The organism is Cellulomonas sp. HD19AZ1 (genome assembly GCF_004535805.1).
Taxonomy (GTDB): domain Bacteria; phylum Actinomycetota; class Actinomycetes; order Actinomycetales; family Cellulomonadaceae; genus Cellulomonas; species Cellulomonas iranensis.
In genome coordinates this window covers 1-1,122 of the sequence record NZ_SPHX01000012.1, presented here as the reverse complement: position 1 = coordinate 1,122, position 1,122 = coordinate 1, and the positions used below count along the sequence as shown (strand labels likewise).

Below are 1,122 nucleotides of genomic sequence, written 5' to 3'. Positions count from 1 at the left end.
TGCAACTCGACCCCATGAAGTCGGAGTCGCTAGTAATCGCAGATCAGCAACGCTGCGGTGAATACGTTCCCGGGCCTTGTACACACCGCCCGTCAAGTCATGAAAGTCGGTAACACCCGAAGCCGATGGCCCAACCTTTTGGGGGGAGTCGTCGAAGGTGGGACTGGCGATTAGGACTAAGTCGTAACAAGGTAGCCGTACCGGAAGGTGCGGCTGGATCACCTCCTTTCTAAGGAGCATCTGGCAGCTGGTCGTCCTGTCATGGGACGGGGTGGTTGTCCAGGCCCACGCTCGGTCCGAACGCGGCCGGGGTGGTGCTCAAGGGTGGAACATCGACTACTGGCCGACTCGTTGGGTCGGTGGCTCCTAGTACGCCGTCAGGTTCGCCTGGTGGGAGGGAACGGATGCTCACCGGTTCGGTGCGGGTCGGCCTGGCACGCTGTTGGGTCCTGAGGGAACAGCCCGTGAGGGGGTGTTGCCTTGGTCGGGACCTTCGGTCCGGTCGAACCGCTGGATCTGCGCTGGTGTCGCCCTGCGAGGGGTGGCGCGGGTGTGGGTGCGGTAGGCGCCGGGGGCTGGGGGTGACCGGTGGTTGCTTGAGAACTGCACAGTGGACGCGAGCATCTTTGAATGATCTTTGTGGTCAAGTTTATAAGTGCACAGGGTGGATGCCTTGGCACCAGGAGCCGAAGAAGGACGTAGTAGCCTGCGATAAGCCTCGGGGAGTTGGCAAACGAACCGTGATCCGAGGATTTCCGAATGGGGAAACCCCGCCACAGTCATGTGTGGTGACCCTCACCTGAATATATAGGGTGAGTGGAGGGAACGCCGGGAAGTGAAACATCTCAGTACCGGCAGGAAGAGATATTCCGTGAGTAGTGGCGAGCGAAAGCGGATCAGGCCAAACCGTGCGCGTGTGATAGCCGGCAGGCGTTGCGCGTACGGGGTTGTGGGACCTTTCCGTTGCTTCTGCCGAAGCAGCAGGGAGTTATAAAGTCGCGTCATAGTCGAAGGGCATTGAAAGGCCCGGCACAGAGGGTGTTACCCCCGTAGACGAAATGGCGTGGCCTCCCGAAGGGGATCCCAAGTAGCTCCGGGCCCGAGAAACCCGGAGTGAATCTG

General features: G+C 60.5%; 2 rRNA genes. Both read left to right on the top strand.

From position 1 onward, the window contains the following. Nucleotides 1-229: ribosomal RNA gene (locus tag E4A51_RS18170) — 16S ribosomal RNA — on the top strand; the annotation flags it as partial. A gap of 412 nt (nucleotides 230-641) precedes the next feature. Then, nucleotides 642-1,122: ribosomal RNA gene (locus E4A51_RS18165) — 23S ribosomal RNA — on the top strand; the annotation flags it as partial.